The 20,739-nt window shown below is 39.8% G+C and carries 11 protein-coding genes, 28 tRNA genes and 3 rRNA genes; 2 read left to right on the forward strand and 40 right to left on the reverse strand.

Annotated features, from left to right (window positions below; all coding sequences use genetic code 11):
- Positions 1–328 precede the first annotated feature (328 nt).
- Positions 329–2,596 (forward strand): RNA polymerase recycling motor HelD, encoded by a 2,268-nt coding sequence (gene helD, locus MOO47_RS02445; protein WP_249513246.1) that lies wholly within the window; start codon positions 329–331, stop codon positions 2,594–2,596.
- An 82-nt stretch (positions 2,597–2,678) separates the two neighbouring features.
- On the opposite strand, the gene MOO47_RS02450 is transcribed toward helD, so the two are convergent.
- From MOO47_RS02450 to coaA, 38 genes are all read right to left on the reverse strand, one after another.
- Positions 2,679–2,762, reverse strand: a tRNA-Leu gene (locus MOO47_RS02450).
- 40 nt (positions 2,763–2,802) lie between these two features.
- Positions 2,803–2,873 (reverse strand) — tRNA-Cys (locus MOO47_RS02455).
- 7 nt (positions 2,874–2,880) lie between these two features.
- Positions 2,881–2,952 (reverse strand) — tRNA-Gln (locus MOO47_RS02460).
- 10 nt (positions 2,953–2,962) lie between these two features.
- A tRNA-His gene (locus MOO47_RS02465) sits at positions 2,963–3,036 on the reverse strand.
- An 11-nt stretch (positions 3,037–3,047) separates the two neighbouring features.
- Positions 3,048–3,118, reverse strand: a tRNA-Trp gene (locus MOO47_RS02470).
- 7 nt (positions 3,119–3,125) lie between these two features.
- A tRNA-Tyr gene (locus MOO47_RS02475) sits at positions 3,126–3,208 on the reverse strand.
- A 4-nt stretch (positions 3,209–3,212) separates the two neighbouring features.
- A tRNA-Phe gene (locus MOO47_RS02480) sits at positions 3,213–3,285 on the reverse strand.
- 6 nt (positions 3,286–3,291) lie between these two features.
- Positions 3,292–3,365 (reverse strand) — tRNA-Asp (locus MOO47_RS02485).
- 3 nt (positions 3,366–3,368) lie between these two features.
- A tRNA-Met gene (locus tag MOO47_RS02490) sits at positions 3,369–3,442 on the reverse strand.
- Positions 3,443–3,454: 12 nt separating this feature from the next.
- Positions 3,455–3,542: transfer RNA gene (locus tag MOO47_RS02495), tRNA-Ser, on the reverse strand.
- A 15-nt stretch (positions 3,543–3,557) separates the two neighbouring features.
- A tRNA-Ser gene (locus MOO47_RS02500) sits at positions 3,558–3,645 on the reverse strand.
- A 2-nt stretch (positions 3,646–3,647) separates the two neighbouring features.
- Positions 3,648–3,721: transfer RNA gene (locus MOO47_RS02505), tRNA-Ile, on the reverse strand.
- Positions 3,722–3,724: 3 nt separating this feature from the next.
- A tRNA-Gly gene (locus MOO47_RS02510) sits at positions 3,725–3,795 on the reverse strand.
- A gap of 17 nt (positions 3,796–3,812) precedes the next feature.
- Positions 3,813–3,885 (reverse strand) — tRNA-Phe (locus MOO47_RS02515).
- 6 nt (positions 3,886–3,891) lie between these two features.
- Positions 3,892–3,965: transfer RNA gene (locus MOO47_RS02520), tRNA-Asp, on the reverse strand.
- Positions 3,966–3,968: 3 nt separating this feature from the next.
- Positions 3,969–4,042, reverse strand: a tRNA-Met gene (locus tag MOO47_RS02525).
- A 32-nt stretch (positions 4,043–4,074) separates the two neighbouring features.
- Positions 4,075–4,148: transfer RNA gene (locus MOO47_RS02530), tRNA-Ile, on the reverse strand.
- 5 nt (positions 4,149–4,153) lie between these two features.
- Positions 4,154–4,227 (reverse strand) — tRNA-Met (locus tag MOO47_RS02535).
- A gap of 18 nt (positions 4,228–4,245) precedes the next feature.
- Positions 4,246–4,319: transfer RNA gene (locus MOO47_RS02540), tRNA-Pro, on the reverse strand.
- Positions 4,320–4,325: 6 nt separating this feature from the next.
- Positions 4,326–4,399, reverse strand: a tRNA-Arg gene (locus tag MOO47_RS02545).
- Positions 4,400–4,409: 10 nt separating this feature from the next.
- Positions 4,410–4,495, reverse strand: a tRNA-Leu gene (locus MOO47_RS02550).
- A 15-nt stretch (positions 4,496–4,510) separates the two neighbouring features.
- Positions 4,511–4,582, reverse strand: a tRNA-Gly gene (locus tag MOO47_RS02555).
- A gap of 2 nt (positions 4,583–4,584) precedes the next feature.
- Positions 4,585–4,657 (reverse strand) — tRNA-Thr (locus tag MOO47_RS02560).
- Positions 4,658–4,692: 35 nt separating this feature from the next.
- Positions 4,693–4,775, reverse strand: a tRNA-Leu gene (locus MOO47_RS02565).
- Between the two features lie 5 nt (positions 4,776–4,780).
- Positions 4,781–4,853, reverse strand: a tRNA-Lys gene (locus MOO47_RS02570).
- A 2-nt stretch (positions 4,854–4,855) separates the two neighbouring features.
- A tRNA-Val gene (locus MOO47_RS02575) sits at positions 4,856–4,928 on the reverse strand.
- An 11-nt stretch (positions 4,929–4,939) separates the two neighbouring features.
- Positions 4,940–5,056, reverse strand: a 5S ribosomal RNA gene (rrf, locus tag MOO47_RS02580).
- A gap of 75 nt (positions 5,057–5,131) precedes the next feature.
- Positions 5,132–8,040: ribosomal RNA gene (locus MOO47_RS02585) — 23S ribosomal RNA — on the reverse strand.
- Between the two features lie 119 nt (positions 8,041–8,159).
- Positions 8,160–8,232, reverse strand: a tRNA-Ala gene (locus MOO47_RS02590).
- 12 nt (positions 8,233–8,244) lie between these two features.
- Positions 8,245–8,318: transfer RNA gene (locus tag MOO47_RS02595), tRNA-Ile, on the reverse strand.
- Between the two features lie 89 nt (positions 8,319–8,407).
- Positions 8,408–9,974: ribosomal RNA gene (locus MOO47_RS02600) — 16S ribosomal RNA — on the reverse strand.
- The 16S, 23S and 5S rRNA genes sit together here with 28 tRNA genes alongside, the layout of an rRNA operon.
- Positions 9,975–10,312: 338 nt before the next feature.
- A complete protein-coding gene (locus tag MOO47_RS02605) occupies positions 10,313–12,379 on the reverse strand; it encodes an LTA synthase family protein (RefSeq protein WP_249513247.1) in 2,067 nt (688 codons plus the stop codon).
- Positions 12,376–13,428, reverse strand: a complete 1,053-nt coding sequence (locus MOO47_RS02610) for a lysylphosphatidylglycerol synthase transmembrane domain-containing protein (protein WP_249513248.1) — start codon at positions 13,426–13,428, stop codon at positions 12,376–12,378. The genes MOO47_RS02605 and MOO47_RS02610 overlap by 4 nt, the downstream gene beginning before the upstream one ends.
- Positions 13,418–14,458, reverse strand: coding sequence for a glycosyltransferase family 4 protein (locus tag MOO47_RS02615; protein WP_249513249.1), 1,041 nt, complete (start codon positions 14,456–14,458; stop codon positions 13,418–13,420). Before MOO47_RS02615 ends, MOO47_RS02610 begins: the two co-directional genes overlap by 11 nt.
- Positions 14,451–15,650, reverse strand: coding sequence for a glycosyltransferase family 4 protein (locus tag MOO47_RS02620; RefSeq protein ID WP_249513250.1), 1,200 nt, complete (start codon positions 15,648–15,650; stop codon positions 14,451–14,453). The genes MOO47_RS02615 and MOO47_RS02620 overlap by 8 nt, the downstream gene beginning before the upstream one ends.
- Before the next feature lie 101 nt (positions 15,651–15,751).
- Entirely contained in the window at positions 15,752–16,258 is a 507-nt protein-coding gene (locus MOO47_RS02625) for a QueT transporter family protein (RefSeq protein ID WP_249513251.1), read from the reverse strand.
- A 71-nt stretch (positions 16,259–16,329) separates the two neighbouring features.
- Entirely contained in the window at positions 16,330–16,971 is a 642-nt protein-coding gene (locus tag MOO47_RS02630) for a deoxynucleoside kinase (protein ID WP_249513522.1), read from the reverse strand.
- A 152-nt stretch (positions 16,972–17,123) separates the two neighbouring features.
- The gene (gene coaA, locus MOO47_RS02635; RefSeq protein ID WP_249513523.1) at positions 17,124–18,053 is read right to left on the reverse strand and encodes a type I pantothenate kinase; all 930 of its coding nucleotides are present in this window, start codon (positions 18,051–18,053) and stop codon (positions 17,124–17,126) included.
- A gap of 105 nt (positions 18,054–18,158) precedes the next feature.
- Here coaA and MOO47_RS02640 point away from each other — a divergent pair, with 105 nt between their 5' ends.
- The gene (locus MOO47_RS02640; protein WP_249513252.1) at positions 18,159–18,734 is read left to right on the forward strand and encodes an SGNH/GDSL hydrolase family protein; all 576 of its coding nucleotides are present in this window, start codon (positions 18,159–18,161) and stop codon (positions 18,732–18,734) included.
- Positions 18,735–18,756: 22 nt separating this feature from the next.
- Here the strand turns inward: MOO47_RS02640 and MOO47_RS02645 are convergent, their stop codons facing one another.
- Together MOO47_RS02645 and lpdD are read right to left on the reverse strand one after the other, a co-directional pair.
- Positions 18,757–20,136, reverse strand: a complete 1,380-nt coding sequence (locus MOO47_RS02645; protein ID WP_249513253.1) for an amino acid permease — start codon at positions 20,134–20,136, stop codon at positions 18,757–18,759.
- A gap of 95 nt (positions 20,137–20,231) precedes the next feature.
- Positions 20,232–20,651 (reverse strand): prenylated flavin chaperone LpdD, encoded by a 420-nt coding sequence (gene lpdD / locus MOO47_RS02650; protein WP_249513254.1) that lies wholly within the window; start codon positions 20,649–20,651, stop codon positions 20,232–20,234.
- Positions 20,652–20,739: the final 88 nt, after the last annotated feature.

Here is a 20,739-nt window from a genome sequence, read left to right on the forward strand (position 1 = left end):
CAAAATAAAAAGTCCTATTGCTTTGACTGCAATAGGACGACTAAGCCGTGGTGCCACCTGCTTTGTAGAAAAATCTACCACTTAAACGTATATAGGACGTAGCCTTATTATTCCAATTCTTCTTGAAAGTTGGCTGACTTTACAGCAAACAGTCAGTTTCTGATTTCCATTTTCAAAAATATACACAGGTATTTTAACACACTTTATTAGCTTACCAAAAATTTTCTGACAAATTATGATATTCATAGTCAATAATCAGTGACAAATGATTTATCATTTTAAACGCAAAGTGTAGAATGTTTTAAGCGAACTAAACTAGGAGGTAACTATGAATTTTCCTGACAATTCACGCATTGCAGAACAAAAAAGGGTTCATAAAGTTGATCAAATTATCACTCAACAACTCAACGATATAACAAGTCAACTACAATCAGCGCAAAAAGAACGCCAGCAAGTTGAAAAAAATTACGGTTCCAATACGCGAGCTAACTATATTGAAGCTGATGATATTTTAGAAACTTACGCCACCACACAGCAACAAAAACAATTACTTTCCAGCGCAGTAAGTAATGAAGAAATTTTGAGCAATAAACAGCGTAATTTAAAGACATTATCGGGTTCACCTTATTTTGGTCGCATCGATATCACCGAAAATAGTGAAAATGATACTTTATATATTGGTGTCGCTTCCTTAAGTAATAATGATGATTTTCTGGTCTATGATTGGCGCGCACCAATTGCCGCCATTTATTACAATGGCAATCTAGGAGCCGTCAAATATGCTACACCAGACGGTCAGCAAACCGTTAAGCTGAACCGCAAACGTCAATTTTCAATTTCCAACGGTCAAATAAATAACATGTTTGATACCAATGAAACAATTGGTGATGAAATTTTAAAAAATGCTTTAGGACAAGCTAGCTCTGCCCAAATGAAGAACATTGTTGCAACTATTCAGCGTACGCAAAATCAAATTATTCGCGACACAACTGCCGATGTGTTAATAGTACAAGGAGCTGCCGGTTCAGGCAAAACTTCCACAATTATGCAGCGTATTGCTTATTTGCTATACCATAGTCGCCAAAATCTCAAATCGGAGCAAATCATTTTATTTTCTCCTAATCATTTATTTTCTAGTTATATTGCAAAGGTTTTACCCAGCCTCGGCGAGCGCAACATGCGACAAATTACTTTGAATGATTTGTTGACACATCGCTTAGAGGGCCTCCAAGTACAAACACTTTTCGCTCGTTTTGAGCAAGATCAAGCTCAAATGGACAACACTACTAAAATCATTCAGCAATATAAAGAAAGTACTGATTTCGTGAAAGTGCTAAATAACTTTCGTACTACTAAGCAGACACCGACGTTTAATAATCTTTATTTTGAGGGCGAAATAATTTTTTCTAAGCAAGAAATTACTGATATTTATGAACAGCTACCACATAATTTGTTAGCCAGTGATAAATATCTTCAAACAAAAAATAAATTAATTCAAAATTTAAAACGACATATTAAACAACAGGCAGAAACAGATTGGTTGGCACAAGAGCTTGACAATATAAGTGATGATGTATACGAAAAAGCTATTATAGCTAATAAGTTGGCAGATGCTCCGTTAATGCAGCAACAAAAAGCTTTAACTAATTATTATTTGAAACAACATTATCTGCCATTGTACGATGCTATTTATAATGACCATTTTTTAAATATTTATCAAACTTATACCAAAGTTTTAACTAAAAGCAAACCAGCAGAAATTGCCGATTTATCCTGGAATGAGATGATTTTAGAGATTCAAGATGAATTGGAAAAACATTATTTACATTTAGATGATGCCACAGCCATTTTGTTTTTACGCAATTTAATTACCGGCAAGGGACAAAACCATCAAATCAAGTATTTATTTATTGATGAAATGCAAGATTATTCTTACATGCAGTTAGCTTACATTCACCAATCTTTCCCTGATGCCAAGCTAACTTTGGTAGGCGATATTGAGCAAAACGTATATGCATCTAAAAGTTTGCCAAGCAATCATTTTCAAAATCTTGCTAATTTATTCAATAAGAAAAAAACAACTCTATTAACCTTAAATCAAAGTTACCGCGCCACAGCTAGCATTACCAAGTTTGCTAGTCAATTTGTTCACACAGATTCACAAATTCAGGCTTTTAATCGGACAGGTATGCTACCTCAAGTCATTCAAACCAACGATTTAATAAATACCACACAAAAAATTGCTAAGAAACTCGTAAAACACCAACGCACTGTCGCAATAATTACTAAAACAAAGCAGCAAGCTGAAGCTTTGAATCAACAACTAATTATTCCACATATTCTTTTGCAAGAGACAACTCTCAAAATTCCAAAGGGATTAGTTATTCTACCTGTTTATTTAGCAAAGGGATTAGAATTTGATGCTGTTTTAGGGTATTCCATTAACAAAACAAACTATCAAACCAGTAGAGACCAAGGGATATTATATACAATTGCTACACGGGCAATGCATGAATTATATTTAATCAGTGATAATAATTTAACTAACTTTATTAAAAATATAAATTCATCAACATATAACCTAGTAACTATATAGACTTATTTTAAAGATAATTTATACAAAAAAAGAAGCTATGCTACATTAGCATAACTTCTTAGGATTACATAAAACACAATAATACCGGTGATCGGGGTCGAACCGATACTCCCTAACGGGAACTGGATTTTGAATCCAGCGCGTCTGCCAATTCCGCCACACCGGCAAAATAATAACTTAAATTAATACTTGGCTAAACAAGCCAAAGGCGGTAACCGGATTTGAACCGGTGATAAAGGTTTTGCAGACCTCTGCCTTACCACTTGGCTATACCGCCAAACAAATTGGGTTAGCTGGATTCGAACCAGCGCATAACGGAGTCAAAGTCCGTTGCCTTACCGCTTGGCTATAACCCAAAAATAAAAGGGCGGTATATGAGACTCGAACTCATGTATGCCGGTGCCACAAACCGGTGTGTTAACCAACTTCACCAATACCGCCAAGGTATTAACAGGGATAGTAGGAGTTGAACCCACATCGACGGTTTTGGAGACCGTTGTTCTACCATTGAACTATATCCCTAATTTAATGGAAGGGAGTGGATTCGAACCACCGAACCCGAAGGAGCGGATTTACAGTCCGCCGCGTTTAGCCAGACTTCGCTACCCTTCCATAATGGCGCGGGACAGAATCGAACTGCCGACACATGGAGCTTCAATCCATTGCTCTACCGACTGAGCTACCGAGCCATTTAACGGTCACAACGGGACTCGAACCCGTGATCTCCTGCGTGACAGGCAGGCGTGATAACCAACTACACCATGCGACCAAATTGCGGGAGCAGGATTTGAACCTACGACCTTCGGGTTATGAGCCCGACGAGCTACCAGACTGCTCCATCCCGCGATTATTTTATAAAGGAGGATGTGGGATTTGAACCCACGCACGCTTTTACACGCCTGACGGTTTTCAAGACCGTTCCCTTAAGCCACTTGGGTAATCCTCCAAAAAACAAATGAAACGGAGAAGGAGGGATTTGAACCCTCGCGCCGCTTGCGCGACCTACACCCTTAGCAGGGGCGCCTCTTCAGCCACTTGAGTACTTCTCCAATGGGCCTAAATGGACTTGAACCATCGACCTCACGCTTATCAGGCGTGCGCTCTAACCAGCTGAGCTATAGGCCCAAAAGCGGGTGACGAGAATCGAACTCGCGACAACAGCTTGGAAGGCTGTGGTTTTACCACTAAACTACACCCGCAATAATCTTTATGTCAATGGCGCGGGACAGAATCGAACTGCCGACACATGGAGCTTCAATCCATTGCTCTACCGACTGAGCTACCGAGCCATTTAACGGTCACAACGGGACTCGAACCCGTGATCTCCTGCGTGACAGGCAGGCGTGATAACCAACTACACCATGCGACCAAATTGCGGGAGCAGGATTTGAACCTACGACCTTCGGGTTATGAGCCCGACGAGCTACCAGACTGCTCCATCCCGCGATTATTTTATAACTTAAATACAAGTCCCAAAATGGACCTTGTAGGACTCGAACCTACGACCGAACGGTTATGAGCCGTTTGCTCTAACCAACTGAGCTAAAGGTCCGACTATAGCGGCGAAGGGGATCGAACCCCCGACCTCCCGGGTATGAACCGGACGCTCTAGCCAGCTGAGCTACACCGCCAATATAGCAAAATGCTAATCGGGAAGACAGGATTCGAACCTGCGACCCCCTGGTCCCAAACCAGGTGCTCTACCAAGCTGAGCCACTTCCCGAAATAATGCACCCAGTAGGAGTCGAACCTACAACCTTCTGATTCGTAGTCAGACACTCTATCCAATTGCGCTATGGGTGCAACATTATAATGCCGAGGACCGGAATCGAACCGGTACGGTAATCACTTACCGCAGGATTTTAAGTCCTGTGCGTCTGCCAGTTCCGCCACCCCGGCGTTATTACAATGTAAAGCGGAAGACGGGATTCGAACCCGCGACCCCCACCATGGCAAGGTGATGTTCTACCACTGAACTACTTCCGCAATGCCGACTAGAGGATTCGAACCTCCGACCCTCTGTTTACAAGACAGATGCTCTGCCAGCTGAGCTAAGTCGGCATGATAATAACTATAACCAATAAATATAATACAAATGCGGGAGAAGGGACTTGAACCCATACGTCCAAAGGACACTAGAACCTAAATCTAGCGCGTCTGCCAATTCCGCCACACCCGCATTAATGAGTCGCGTGGGACCCGAACCCACGACCCACGGCTTAAAAGGCCGTTGCTCTACCAACTGAGCTAGCGACTCAATGGAAGATACAGGGCTCGAACCTGTGACCCTCTGCTTGTAAGGCAGACGCTCTCCCAACTGAGCTAATCTTCCAAAAAGATAAAGCGTGGCAACGACCTATCCTCGCAGGCAGTTTCCCACCAACTACTTTCGGCGTTGAGAAGCTTAACTTCTGTGTTCGGCATGTCGACAGGTGTTTCCTCCTCGCTATCGCCACCACACTTGCTCTCTTCTCTTCTGAAAGAACCTTAGTCCTCTCAAAACTGAATATTAAGATAATTCTTCACCTTCACTGCTTGGTTAAGCCCTCGACCGATTAGTATTGCTCCGCTCCATATATCACTACACTTCCACGCGCAACCTATCTACCTCATCTTCTTTGAGGGGTCTTACTTCATTACTGAATGGGAAATCTCATCTTGAGGTGGGTTTCACACTTAGATGCTTTCAGCGTTTATCCCTTCCATACATAGCTACCCAGCGATGCCTTTGGCAAGACAACTGGTACACCAGTGGTATGTCCATCCCGGTCCTCTCGTACTAAGGACAGATCCTCTCAAATTTCCTACGCCCGCGACGGATAGGGACCGAACTGTCTCACGACGTTCTGAACCCAGCTCGCGTACCGCTTTAATGGGCGAACAGCCCAACCCTTGGGACCGACTACAGCCCCAGGATGCGATGAGCCGACATCGAGGTGCCAAACCTCCCCGTCGATGTGAACTCTTGGGGGAGATAAGCCTGTTATCCCCAGGGTAGCTTTTGTCCGTTGAGCGATGGCCCTTCCATACGGTGCCACCGGATCATTAAGCCCGACTTTCGTCCCTGCTCGACTTGTCTGTCTCGCAGTCAAGCTCCCTTCTACCTTTACACTCTACGAATGATTTCCAACCATTCTGAGGGAACCTTTGGGCGCCTCCGTTACTGTTTAGGAGGCGACCGCCCCAGTCAAACTGCCCACCTGACACTGTCTCCCGCCGTGCTTCAACGGCGTGGGTTAGAACTTTCATATAACAAGGGTAGTATCCCACCATTGCCTCCATCGATACTAGCGTACCGATTTCTATGGCTCCTACCTATCCTGTACATGTTACACAAAAATTCAATATCAAGCTACAGTAAAGCTCCATGGGGTCTTTCCGTCCTGTCGCGGGTAACCTGCATCTTCACGGGTATTATAATTTCACCGAGTCTATCGTTGAGACAGTGCCCAAATCATTACGCCTTTCGTGCGGGTCGGAACTTACCCGACAAGGAATTTCGCTACCTTAGGACCGTTATAGTTACGGCCGCCGTTTACTGGGGCTTCAATTCTGGGCTTCGACTCGAAGTCTAACTCATCCTCTTAACCTTCCAGCACCGGGCAGGCGTCAGCCCCTATACGTCATCTTACGATTTTGCAGAGACCTGTGTTTTTGATAAACAGTTGTTTGGGCCTTTTCACTGCGGCTGGCTTTTACACCAGCACCCCTTCTTCCGAAGTTACGGGGCTATTTTGCCGAGTTCCTTAACGATAGTTCTCTCGCTCACCTTAGGATTCTCTCCTTGACTACCTGTGTCGGTTTGCGGTACGGGTAATCAGTTTCTAACTAGAAGCTTTTCTCGGCAGTGTGACGCTCGTGCTTCGCTACTTAATTTCGCTCCCCATCACAGCTCGTCCTTAGAAATAAGCATTTGACTCATTCCCAGACTCACTGCTTGGACATGCTTTTCCAGCTGCATGCTCACGTTAATCTCCTGCGTCCCTCCATTGTTCAAACAAAACTGATTAGTACAGGAATCTCAACCTGTTATCCATCGATTACGCCTCTCGGCCTCATCTTAGGTCCCGACTAACCCTGGGCGGACGAGCCTTCCCCAGGAAACCTTAGTCTTCCGGTGGATCAGATTCTCACTGATCTCGCGCTACTCATACCGGCATTCTCACTTCTAAGCTCTCCACCAGTCCTCTCGATCTGGCTTCTTCGTGCTTACAACGCTCTCCTACCACATACACTTACGTGCACATCCACAGTTTCGGTACCATGCTTAGCCCCGGTACATTTTCGGCGCAGAGCCACTCGACTAGTGAGCTATTACGCACTCTTTAAATGAATTGCTGCTTCTAAGCCAACATCCTAGTTGTCTATGCAGCTCCACATCCTTTTCCACTTAGCATGGATTTTGGGACCTTAACTGGTGATCTGGGCTGTTTCCCTTTCGACGATGGATCTTATCACTCACCGTCTGACTCCCGAGTATAGATCTATGGCATTCGGAGTTTATCTGAATTCAGTAACCCATGACGGGCCCCTAGTCCAAACAGTGCTCTACCTCCACGATCCTCTCCTCGAGGCTAGCCCTAAAGCTATTTCGGAGAGAACCAGCTATCTCCAAGTTCGTTTGGAATTTCACCGCTACCCACACCTCATCCCCGCAATTTTCAACTTACGTGGGTTCGGTCCTCCAGTGCGTTTTACCGCACCTTCAACCTGGACATGGGTAGGTCACTTGGTTTCGGGTCTACGTCTACGTACTTCTTCGCCCTATTCAGACTCGCTTTCGCTTCGGCTCCGTCTTTTTCAACTTAACCTTGCACGCAAACGTAACTCGCCGGTTCATTCTACAAAAGGCACGCCATCACTCTTTAACGAGCTCTGACTACTTGTAGGCACACGGTTTCAGGATCTATTTCACTCCCCTCCCGGGGTGCTTTTCACCTTTCCCTCACGGTACTTGTTCACTATCGGTCACTAGGGAGTATTTAGCCTTGGGAGATGGTCCTCCCTGCTTCCGACGGGGTTTCACGTGCCCCGCCGTACTCAGGATCCTGGTAGAGTGTCTCTGATTTCGCTTACTAGACTGTCACTATCTTTGGTTCAGCTTCCCAACTGATTCTGCTATCTTTGACTTTCTCATGTCCCAGTCCTACAACCCCAAAAAGCATGCTCTTTGGTTTGGGCTCTTTCCATTTCGCTCGCCGCTACTCAGGAAATCGATTTTTCTTTCTCTTCCTGTGGCTACTTAGATGTTTCAGTTCACCACGTTTACCTCACTCTTAACTTTCGTTAAGGTGTAACTAGCTTTTACTCTAGCTGGGTTGCCCCATTCGGAGATCTCCGGATCTACGCTTACTTACAGCTACCCGAAGCATTTCGGTGTTCGTTCCGTCCTTCATCGGCTCCTAGTACCTAGGCATCCACCGTGCGCCCTTATCATCTTAACCTTACTAAAACAATAATTCGTTTCTTCTTGAATCTCTCGATTCGCAGTTTCTCGGTGTTTTCTGTTTCTTTCTCTTAATATTCAGTTTTCAAAGTACTAACATCGACAGTTTCCTGTCAATGGAGGTTAACGGGATCGAACCGATGACCTCCTGCGTGCAAAGCAGGCGCTCTCCCATCTGAGCTAAACCCCCATACAAATTGAATGGGCCTAAATGGACTTGAACCATCGACCTCACGCTTATCAGGCGTGCGCTCTAACCAGCTGAGCTATAGGCCCGACACGTGATCTTCTTCAACTTACATCTGAGAGTAGACCTCTCAAAACTAAACAAAGTTTCTACAAAGTGCTTCCGTTATTTTCCTTAGAAAGGAGGTGATCCAGCCGCAGGTTCTCCTACGGCTACCTTGTTACGACTTCACCCTAATCATTTGTCCCACCTTAGACGGCTAGCTCCCCGAAGGGTTACCCCACCGGCTTTGGGTGTTACAAACTCTCATGGTGTGACGGGCGGTGTGTACAAGGCCCGGGAACGTATTCACCGCGGCATGCTGATCCGCGATTACTAGCGATTCCAACTTCATGCAGGCGAGTTGCAGCCTGCAATCCGAACTGAGAATGGTTTTAAGAGATCTGCTTGCCCTCGCGAGTTTGCTTCTCATTGTACCATCCATTGTAGCACGTGTGTAGCCCAGGTCATAAGGGGCATGATGATTTGACGTCGTCCCCACCTTCCTCCGGTTTGTCACCGGCAGTCTCACTAGAGTGCCCAACTTAATGCTGGCAACTAGTAACAAGGGTTGCGCTCGTTGCGGGACTTAACCCAACATCTCACGACACGAGCTGACGACAACCATGCACCACCTGTCTTCCTGTCCCCGAAGGGAACCCTGTATCTCTACAGCTTTCAGGAGATGTCAAGACCTGGTAAGGTTCTTCGCGTAGCTTCGAATTAAACCACATGCTCCACCGCTTGTGCGGGCCCCCGTCAATTCCTTTGAGTTTCAACCTTGCGGTCGTACTCCCCAGGCGGAGTGCTTAATGCGTTAGCTGCAGCACTGAGAGGCGGAAACCTCCCAACACTTAGCACTCATCGTTTACGGCATGGACTACCAGGGTATCTAATCCTGTTCGCTACCCATGCTTTCGAGCCTCAGCGTCAGTAACAGACCAGAGAGCCGCCTTCGCCACTGGTGTTCTTCCATATATCTACGCATTTCACCGCTACACATGGAGTTCCACTCTCCTCTTCTGCACTCAAGTCTTCCAGTTTCTGATGCTCTTCCTCAGTTAAGCTGAGGGCTTTCACATTCAGACTTAAAAAACCGCCTGCGCTCCCTTTACGCCCAATAAATCCGGACAACGCTTGCCACCTACGTATTACCGCGGCTGCTGGCACGTAGTTAGCCGTGACTTTCTGGTTGAATACCGTCACTATCTGAGCAGTTACTCTCAAATACGTTCTTCTTCAACAACAGGATTTTACGATCCGAAAACCTTCTTCATCCACGCGGCGTTGCTCCATCAGACTTTCGTCCATTGTGGAAGATTCCCTACTGCTGCCTCCCGTAGGAGTTTGGGCCGTGTCTCAGTCCCAATGTGGCCGATTACCCTCTCAGGTCGGCTATGCATCATTGCCTTGGTAAGCCGTTACCTTACCAACTAGCTAATGCACCGCAGGTCCATCCCAAAGTGACAGCCGAAACCGTCTTTCAACTTCTAGCCATGTGACCAAAAGGTTTATGCGGTATTAGCAACTGTTTCCAGTTGTTATCCCCCGCTTTGGGGCAGGTTACCTACGTGTTACTCACCCATCCGCCGCTCGCTTTACTATCTTCCTACCCGAAGGTATTCCGTTAGCTCAGCTCGCTCGACTTGCATGTATTAGGCACGCCGCCAGCGTTCGTCCTGAGCCAGGATCAAACTCTCATTTTTAGTTTGTGACTCATAGACTCAAACTTGCGTTCTTGTCTTCTTTATTGCTCTTAATTGACAGGTTCTTGTGAACCCTGCACTTTGCTTAAAAGAAACTTTGTTCAGTTTTCAAAGGTCTACTTTGTTGCTCGTCGACTTGCGTCGGCTCTCATATTATATCATCTCAACGATCACATGTCAACAACTTTTTTTAGAAGTGTTTGCGTTTCTTTCAACGCCTGTGTCTGTCTCGCTGACAACAAATGATATATTATCAACTTTTCGTCCTTTTGGCAAGTACTTTTTATCAAAATAATAAAAAAACATCGAACTTTATATCATTGTTCGATGTTTAAAAATTAATTTGATAATTCTGGTGCATCAGTATGGTACAAATCTGTTGAAGATTTATTATTGTTTTGCCTTAACATGCTACTTTTACTCTTTTTATCTTGCTCTTTAAGGCGTTTCAAGGACTTAGTTTTAGAATACGTATGATTCTTCTTATTAACTTTAGCAAAGCCCTTAGGCGTGTAAAATCGCAATAAATCACCTGTTATCACTTTATCTGATAACGATAATTCAGTATCGACACGATTAGTCATTTGATCAATGGATTTCTTTTGATCAGATGTTAAATCTTTAACAGGATTACCTGTTTTCGTGTCATAGTAATTACCGTTAACTTTAGTAAACTGTGGCGACACAAAATCACCGTTTCTAAATGCAACTAGCTGCGAACGTTGTGGAGACAATAAGTCAGAACCAAATTGAATTGTATCGCTATTGGAAACGCCCAATAAATTCAAAATAGTCGGTAAAGCATCAATTTCGCCACCATAAGTGTGATTAATACCACCTTGCAATCCATCCATATGGATCATAAATGGCACTCTCTGAAATTGAGCATTATCAAAATCATCAAATTTTTTCTTACCAAGCAGCTTAGCAACAGCCTTTTTATGATTACCAGAAATACCATAATGATCTCCATAAAAGACAACCATACTCTTTTTGTCCATGCCAGTAGCTTTCAACCAGTCCATAAACTCGCCAATTGATTGATCTAGATAATGTGCTGTCTGTACATATCCATCCACCGTACTGTCGCCAGTATCGGTTTTATCGATTGTCTGATTCTTTTTATCCAGCATATAAGGGTAATGATTTGTAACAGTTATCAACTTGGCATAAAACGGCTGTGGCAACTGCTGAATGTAATTAGTTGAATCTTTCAGAAAAATCTTATCTTTCATTCCATAACCAATGTTATAGTCCTTTTTCTGCTTATAATAATTCTCACTAAAGAAATAATCATATCCCCAAGATTTGTAAGTGTTGTCTCGATTCCAAAAACTTGGCACGTCACCATGAAAAGAAGCAGTTGTATAACCATGCTGATTCAAAATTGCTGGTGCAGCTTGGAAAGTATTCGAAGTCCCATCAGTCACCATAGCTGCTCCCTCAGGTAAACCAAAGAGTGAATTTTCCATCATTAGTTCAGCATCGGCAGTTTTACCTTGACCAACTTGATTGAAAAAATTATCAAAACTCAAAGTATTTTGGGAATGGTAGAGTTTATTGATATTAGGTGTAACTTCTTGACCATCCCATTTAAAATCAATCAAAAACTGTTGAAAACTCTCTAAATGGATCACAAATACATTTTTACCTTTAGCAATACCCGTATACTGGACATTAGGTGCTACACGATTATTATTAATATAATTTTTAACAGTTTTCATATCGGAGCTGTCCGCGTTAGCTTTAACTGCACTAGTTTTAGCAGCTTTCACGGTATCATAAACTGAATAAGCATTTAAACCCAAATACTTAACAATATAATTATTATCAAAAGTTCTAGTTAATAAACCCGAACGATCTTGTTGTGCCATCGTCAAATTGATGCCAAAACCTACAACTGCAATCATCGTAATTGATATTGGTATCTTAAAAGTCAAACGAGTAACATCAATTTTGATGAATTTTGTCAGCAATAAAACAATCAATAGCAAGACGTCTAAAAACACCAAAAAATCAGTCGGATGTGTAATTCCTAAAATACTTTTTCCTAAATTATTAGATACGGAGCTGGAACCTTTAATTAAAGTAAGCGTCAAAAAATCAGAAAATTCTCGATAATACAAAATATTTGCAAATAACCAAATTGAAGTTATTAAATCAATAATTAACATGTAAATATAAGATTTTCGACCTTTAATATATAAAGCAATCCCCAACAACAAAATAGTTGTTGGAAGTGGGTTCAAAAATAGCAAAAATTCTTGCATATTACCTTTGACACCCAAATTGAATTTAGTTAAATAGATAAAATAAGTTTTAATCCAACATAAAATTACAGATAATGTAAAAAAGCCTAATTTTGTATTCAGCCGATCACGTATCTTGTTTCCAAGGTTCTTCATTTATAATTTTTCCTCCGCGCACTAGTCAAGCGCCTTGTGCGTTCATTTATTGGTTTAAAAGCTATCGCCACAATACCTAATAACATCCCTAAATAATAAGTTATAAATCGCCAGATAAACATTCCTAGCACTAATTTGCTGGATGAAGAAATGTACTGTGAAAATAATGCTTTAAAACTGTATTCAGCACCTCCAGTTCCTCCAGGTACAGGAAAGATAGATGTAATCATAACAATCATAATCTGCATAATTAAAACATCTATCATGTTGACATGATTTACATGTAAGGCTAACAAAGTAAAATAAACCACTAAATAATAAAACAATAATTGCATAAAAGTCAGCATAGAAGCAATGATAACTTTTCTTTTTTCTTGTTTGAGAACTAAACTTTCACGATAAAAACTATCAATTTTGTTAGCTACTCGATCTATCCAAGTTTGCGCCTTAGGCGTCCGAATAAAAAACGTTAAACATCGCATAAATCCCAATACTAGCCCGCGCGTAAACCTATAGTAGAACATAATCATCAACAAAAGACCAATCGTGAACACATGAATTATAAAGCCACCAACAATTAAAACAGCTAAACCAGCAAAATGTTGCATGACATTACTAAATTGGAAAATCATAGCCACAATAAAATTAACCAACACAATTGTTTGATAAATAATAAATTTCAGCAACAATACTGAACTGCCACGTCCAATTTCTACTCCTGATTGCGTTAAAGCCACTAATTGCGCCGGTTGACCGCCTGACGAGAAAGGCGTAATAGCATTAAATAAAGCTTGGATCCACGGAATTCTTAAAATATTCCACCAATGTTTCATTTCATCTTTGCGCCCTTGCAATAAGACTTTCAAGACTAAAGCTTCGCAAAAAAAGGACAATAACATAGTTAAAAAAGCGATGATTAACCAGAAAACATCAATTTTTAGTGCTTGTTGCCAAAGCGTATGCATATTAGTATTACGCATTTCAAAAGCAAAAACACTCACCCCAATAATCAACATCACTAAAGTTGACCATATACTTTTACGACTCATGTGCTACCTCATTTTGGTTTGCCTGCTGTTCATAAAATTCACGCCAAATTTCACTCAAATGTTCTTCTGAATAATAATCTGCAGCTGCTTTAGATTTTGACGCTAAATTAGCTAATTGTAATGGATTTTGTGCTAATTGGTTAATTATGATGTTCATTTGTTCATAATCTGTAGCAGGCGCGTAATAATTAGCAATAATAGCCTGATATAAGTCTAAATCACGCAGTAAAACAGGAGTTTGTGTATTAAATGCTTCCAAAACTGACATCGGAAATAATTCATCAAATGATGGCAACAAAAATAAGTCAGCAGCATTTAAATACTCATTCAATTCAGAACGCGGAATGATATCGGTAAACAATAAATTATCCGGTGCGTCTTGAATCATCTGTTCATAATGAGAATAGCCGGCAGTTATTCTACCGAAAGAAAAACCACCAGCCCAAACAAATTTCAAGTGTGGATTATTTACAGCCAAGCGATAAAAATCATCTACACCTTTACGCTTTTGCACTTGACCATCACCAAAGATCATAAAATCAGTCGGTTTTAGTTTTAATTTAACTCTGATCCGGCGCCGTTTTTCTGCTGTTACTGGATAAAAAGCTTGTTTAGAAACAAAATTTGGGATATACGTAACTTTTTTAGGATCAATACCGTAAGCGGTCAGCTTAGGAATAAAACTAGGGTTAACTACCACTAATTGATCCATGCGCTTATAAAAAGCAATTACATATTTATAAACTATTTTTTTAAAAATTCGAGGAATTTTTAAACTGCCTTCCAAAGTTTCGGGTAAAAAATGAACATAACCAATCTTACGACCCCTTTTTTTGGAAAAAGTTGATAAAAAAAACTGTGGATCAATCGTGTGATAGTGACTAATATCACTGCGGCGATACTTATTCACCTGAACATCAAAATCTGTTGCTAAATAGTCCTGCAACAAGCTCATTAATTCTGCATAAGCACTACCCACACCTTGACCAGCAACTTTTTGCGCCGATGAAAACATTGTAATATTAATCATCGTAATATTGTCCACCCTTCAAAGGTTCGTTCGCTAACTTTTTACGCAAGAAATACTTATAAGAATCTTGGTAGAAATTCAAAATTCGCTCACCAAAGCAATCGGCTGAAATTTCGTGTAATTTATTTTGACGAATTTCATCAGGATCAGCATCTTGCAAAGCTATCCAATATGAAAGCACTGTTGCCGCAAAATCTTCTGAATACTCGTAAGTAACCCCCAATGAAACATTATCAAATAATTCATCAGTATAAGGGCTGGAACGAACTACACAAGGCAATCCAGTAGCCATGGCTTCAATGAAAGTTAAACCTTGTGACTCAGTATCGCTTGCAGAGACAAATAAGTCTGCCATTTGATAATAAGGCGCGACTTCATCGTGATTGACTTCCCCGACAAATAATACTTTATCTGTTAAATTGAGCTCACTGACTTGACTAACTAAATCAGCCATATCAGGACCTCCACCAACAATAACTAAAACAGCATTAGGATACTTTTGTAGGATAATAGGAAATTGCGCAATTAAAACTTCGATTTTTTTCTCATTAGCAATTCGACTCAAAGTCAATAATACAAAATTATTTTCCGAAAGATGCAATTTATGCCGTAAAGCTAGCACATCTCTTTTTTCTTGGAAGGTCGAAAAATCAATACCAGTCGGGATAATTTCAATTGGCGTATTAATGCCATAACGGCGTAAAGTTGCATAAACTTTGCGACTAGGAGCCACCACACCTGACATGCCAGAAATAAATAATTTGGACATTTGCTTAACATGATAAGGCTTTAATAAATGACCATTCAAGACATAATGTAAATAATCTTCATACATCGTATGATACGTATGCACACACGGGATTTTCAAACTGTGCGCGACAAATTTACCAATCAAACCTAAAGAAAATTCAGTTTGTGTATGCACAATATCCAAATCTAATTCTTTAGCTAATTTCAAGGCGTGAAACATTCCACGATAAGCAATTCGCCGATCAGTAAAAGAAATAAATGGCAAGCTACCCAAACGAAAAATGTTAGGTTCTACAGCATCTTTTGCAACATGTGGATCAGTCGTAGTAAAAATATAAACCGTATTGCCTTTGCTTTCTAAATCTCTTTTTAAGGTTTGAATAGACGTTGCAACACCACTGACTTGCGGGAAGTAAGTGTCCGTAAATATTCCAATGTTCATCCCTTAACGCTCCTTAAATTAGATTGATATTTAATATTATAACAAAACAAATATCCAAAACCTATCAGTCCACAAAAAAAGACCATCTAGTAAAGATAGTCTCAACGTTTTTGGATGACTTTAGCAATTTGTGAATTACGCATTAATACTGTGAATAATAAGTATCCAATAAATACTGCAGCAAATTCACCTATAAAAATATATAACATTGATAAAAGCATCGCATTAAATGGCATATGTGTCATGATCCCTATCTCAGCACCAACAACTACTCCATTAATGAATGCCGCAATCAGTGGCACCCAATAACCATGCCGCAGATGAATAATAAGTAAAAAAACTAGCAAAGAAGCTAAGGTACCAACAAAAATATCCACCGCTGCGGTCGGACTAAAAAGATTCGTAATAAAACAGCCTAAAGTAAGTCCTGGAATAAACTTTCGATTGTAAAAAGGCAACATGACCATCATTTCGGAAACTCGAAATTGTACACTACCAAAAGCCAATGAATTTAAGGGTGGAGTAACTGTTAGCACAACATAAACAGCAGCTAACAGGGCATTAACAACCCAATCTTGTGTCGTAAATTTTTGGAAATATTTTTTCAAGTTAAATCCTCCATCATTTTGTTTTAAGACAGGTATTTTTCGGAGCTACCAAACTGTCTAAAAAGTAATTTTTAAAGCAAGTTCCGTTTTGCCAAATTAGCATCAATTAATTCTAACACTTTTTGTCGGCTAGCTTCGTCTTCGACAAAATCAAGTTCATCACAGCTAATTCGCATTTTCGGACTATAATGATAATCTTCGTACCACTGATCATAACGTGATAACAGATTTTTATAATAATCTACTAAAGTAGGATCATTTTCTGGTTGCTCATAAGAACGTCCACGCTTTTTAATATGATCCATCATACGTTCATAAGAAATGTCTAAATGTACTAAAAGGTCAGGCGCTTTCTTATAAGCAGCATACGGTAATTCTTGCATCATATTATCCAACAATTCGTCATAAACTTGCACTTCTTGACTAGTGGCCCGTCCCATATCAGCATTCATATGAAAAAATAATGAATCTTCATAGATGGAACGGTCTAACACATTATTATCATCAGATAAAGCAAGCTTGATTGACTCAAAACGCTTGTTTAAAAAATAGATTTGCAATAAAAAAGCATATTTTTTAGGATCAGCATAGAACAAAGGCAACACAGGATTATCATCAACTTGTTCATAAAAAGCTTGTGTTCCTAAATGCTCTGACAAAATTGTTGCCAAACTACTTTTGCCAGCACCAATCATGCCACTCAAAACTATCATCATGTTTGTCCTCCTTATAAAAAGCACTAATTATGATACCATACGTCATACATATATTGTAGTCTCAATTTCACAGATACCAAATGTAGTATATCAGATTAATTTTTCGATGAGTTTGTAGACACTTGATGTTTATTAAGAACTTAAATCAATCAATATTTTTTGAGTAAAACATGGTCAATTTTATGATGTTTAGTTTTATGCAAAATTAAATCTGCACGATTCATCGTCGGCGCAATATATTTCACTAAATTATTATAATTCACATCACGCCAAACTTGATGAGCCGTAGCCAATGCTTGTTCCAATGGTTGCTTTGTAAATTGGTAATAAAAATTGTCAGGATTAGGATTTTTGTTTTCTTCAATTAAGAAACCTTCAAATCGATGAATAAACCATTTTTCAATTAATTGGGGATCAGCATCAACATAAATAGAAAAATCAAAATAATCACTGACGTATAAATTTTGATTTTGCGGCAATTGTAAAACATTAATCCCTTCTATAATCAAAATATCGGGATTTTGCAGCTCATTAAGATGATCAGGTACAATGTCATAAATAATATGTGAATAACTAGGATAAGTTACCGAACCTTGATTAGCTTTAACAGCTTCCAAAAAATTCAGTAATTTTTCATTATCATAACTCCATGGAAAACCCTTGTCCGCCAAAATATTTCGACGTTCTAACTCTTCATTAGGGTATAAAAAACCATCTGTTGTCATTTGTTCAATTTTATACTGCGGATATGCTCTTTGTAACATCACTTTCAACAAGCGTGCAGTTGTACTTTTTCCCACGGCCACACTACCACTGATGCCAATAATAAAAGGCACTTTATGTGGCTTTTTTCCCAAGAAGTCAGCTTTAGCCAGAGATAATTGCTGATAATTATGAAAATAAACATGAATCAAATGTCTCAACGGGGTATATATTTCTTGCACATCTGCTAAAGAAACTTGATCATCAACAGATTTAATCTTGTCTAAATCCTCATCACTAATATTATTGAAGTAGGCACCGTGAAATTGTGACCATTCCTGCCGTGAATACTCATTATAGTTGATAAAATCTTGCATCACTCTACTTGCTCCCATGTTATTATTAATATGAAAAGATAACTTGATGTTGATTATATCAAATATTTAAACGCTATCACATCAATCATAAATTGGAGGTTAACAATGACCAATATTGTTTTATTTGGTGATGATATTTTAGGTGGCGTCTATGATCAAGAAGTTTCGGATTACTTTACTAATTTAGTACAGCAAGCTTTACCGCAAACTCAAGTAGTTAATTGCTCAATCCCCGGTCACAAAACAAGCAATGCCTTAACACATGTGAAACGTGATGTTGTTAGTCTCAATGCCGATCTGGTCGTACTTGGCTTTGGCGTGCATGATGTTTCTACTATTCAAGAAATTAAACCGGGACAATTTACGCGTAATCTTAGCGCCTTATTTGAAACAATTGGCTCATCAAAAATAATTCTTCTATCACCACCGTTCAGCGACTATCAAAAGCAGCCTCAGCTGAGCTGGCCTCGTCAATTACAATTTACTTTGGCCGCTGAATACACAGCACAAAAATACGAGATACCATTTATTAATCTTTTATTTGCAATGCAAGACAATGCTAAACCGCAAAAATATTTACGTGATGATGGTGTCAATTTCAATAAACAAGGTTATAAATTGTTACTCAATCTCTTACTCCCAGCTATTAACCAACTTTTCCCACAACCAGCTTATAATTAAAAAAAGACCTTAAGGTCTTTTTTTAATTGCGTTGAAGATGTTGTCTAGTAAAATAAATACAAAACATTATTATTTCAAAACCTAAACCAATAATGATAGAAATACGAGTTTCAGGATTAACGAACATAAAGATTAAAGTAATTAAAAGCCCACCAAGAGCTATATAATTAGTTATTGGAAAACCCGGCATTGTAAACGGATGATTAATAAGCTCGTTGGCATGTTTTTTTCGAAAACGCAAATCACTAATTAAAATCACAAACCACGGAATCATCCCCGGTAACACACTCGAACTGTAAACTAGCACAAAAGCGTTGGTTGATGTATGCAATATGACTGGCAAAACTTCATTCAATAACATGCCTATTAAAATGCCAAGTGACATAACAATAACTGTCAAATAAGGTACTTTATGTTTAGATATCTTAGTAAATGCACGTGGCAAATCACCATTTTTCGACAAAGTATATAGCATTCGACTAGAACTAAAAATTCCTGAATTACAACCTGATAAGGCCGCCGTCAAGACTACAAAATTAATGATTTCTGCCGCAAAAGTAATACCAACTTTCGCAAAAGTTTGGACAAAAGGTGAACCAATTTTGCCTAATTCATTCCAAGGATAAATGGACACAATTACAAAAATAGCACCTACATAAAAAATCAAAATTCGAAAAATCAATGATTGAATTGATTTAACAATGCTATGCTTAGGATCTTGCGCCTCACCAGCGGTAATACCCACGATTTCAATACCTTGATAAGAGGCAATTACCAAAGATAGCGAAAAGAAAAATCCTTTCCACCCACCAGTAAAAAAGCCCCCGTGGCGCCACAAATTGCTGATGCCTAGGGGCTGACCATGATTACCAACACCTAAAACAATGACCAATAAACCTAAAATAATCATAAAAATAATCGTGATAACTTTAATCAACGCAAACCAAGATTCCAAATTACCATAAGCCTTAACTGAGGCTAAATTTGCTAAACATAAAGTCACTATCACAACTAAACCAGCTAGCCAAGTTGGAAAATGTGGCCACCAAAACTGCAAATATTGACCAACAGCAATAACTTCACTAATACCAACTAACAAAAATTCAAAAACATTACTCCAAGCTGTTAAGTACCCTGCCACTGGATGAATGTATTCACTAGCAAAATCAGCAAAAGAACCGGTTATTGGATGAACATACAACATCTCACCCAAAGCGCGCATTACCAAATACAAAATACCGCCAGCCAGCGCGTAAGCCAGCATTACTGAAGGTCCGGTCCACTTAATAGTTGAAGCAGAACCCATAAACAAACCAACACCAATGGTCCCGCCTAGAGCGATCATCTGCATTTGATTAGATGATAACGACTTATTTAATTTTTGCTCATCTGTTGTAGCCATAATATTCCCCTTATATTCCAGTTAATGTAGATTTTAACGAAAATTAAAAGCTAACGCAAAGACATTCAAACAAAAATAATCAAATTATCTACTAACTATTCAGGTTGTTCTGATTTACCATAATATTGCGGGTCAGTTATGGTAACAGTCGTATTATCTAACCATTTTTTTAAACGTTGACTTAATTCAACTGTCATAGGTCCTGTAGCTTTCAGTTGTTCTTTACTAATATGATCAACATGCACTCCCGCCAAAACAACACAAACTCCTGGAACACTAGACTTGATGATCTGAATAATTTGTCGGGAAAGGGTGTCGTCTTTATGTACACGTCCATCATGACTAGGAAAAGCTTGATCAGACGTTTTACTCGTTTGATCAATCGTAGTGATAGCTCCAATATGTGGATGATCTCCTCCAGTTATAGAAACTAAAAGATCTTTACCAATAAATTCAGCTTGAATTCGTAAAGAAAAGTCTAACTGTGTAATTACAGAAGTGTATTTGTTAGCCATTGGAACCTCCAAATAAAGTAACTCTAGTTTGCTCAAGAACAACGATTAATTAATATTGTTCAATTCTAGCATAATAAAATTGTCAAAT

Source organism: Bombilactobacillus thymidiniphilus, from assembly GCF_023380245.1.
Taxonomy (GTDB): Bacteria; Bacillota; Bacilli; order Lactobacillales; family Lactobacillaceae; genus Bombilactobacillus; species Bombilactobacillus thymidiniphilus.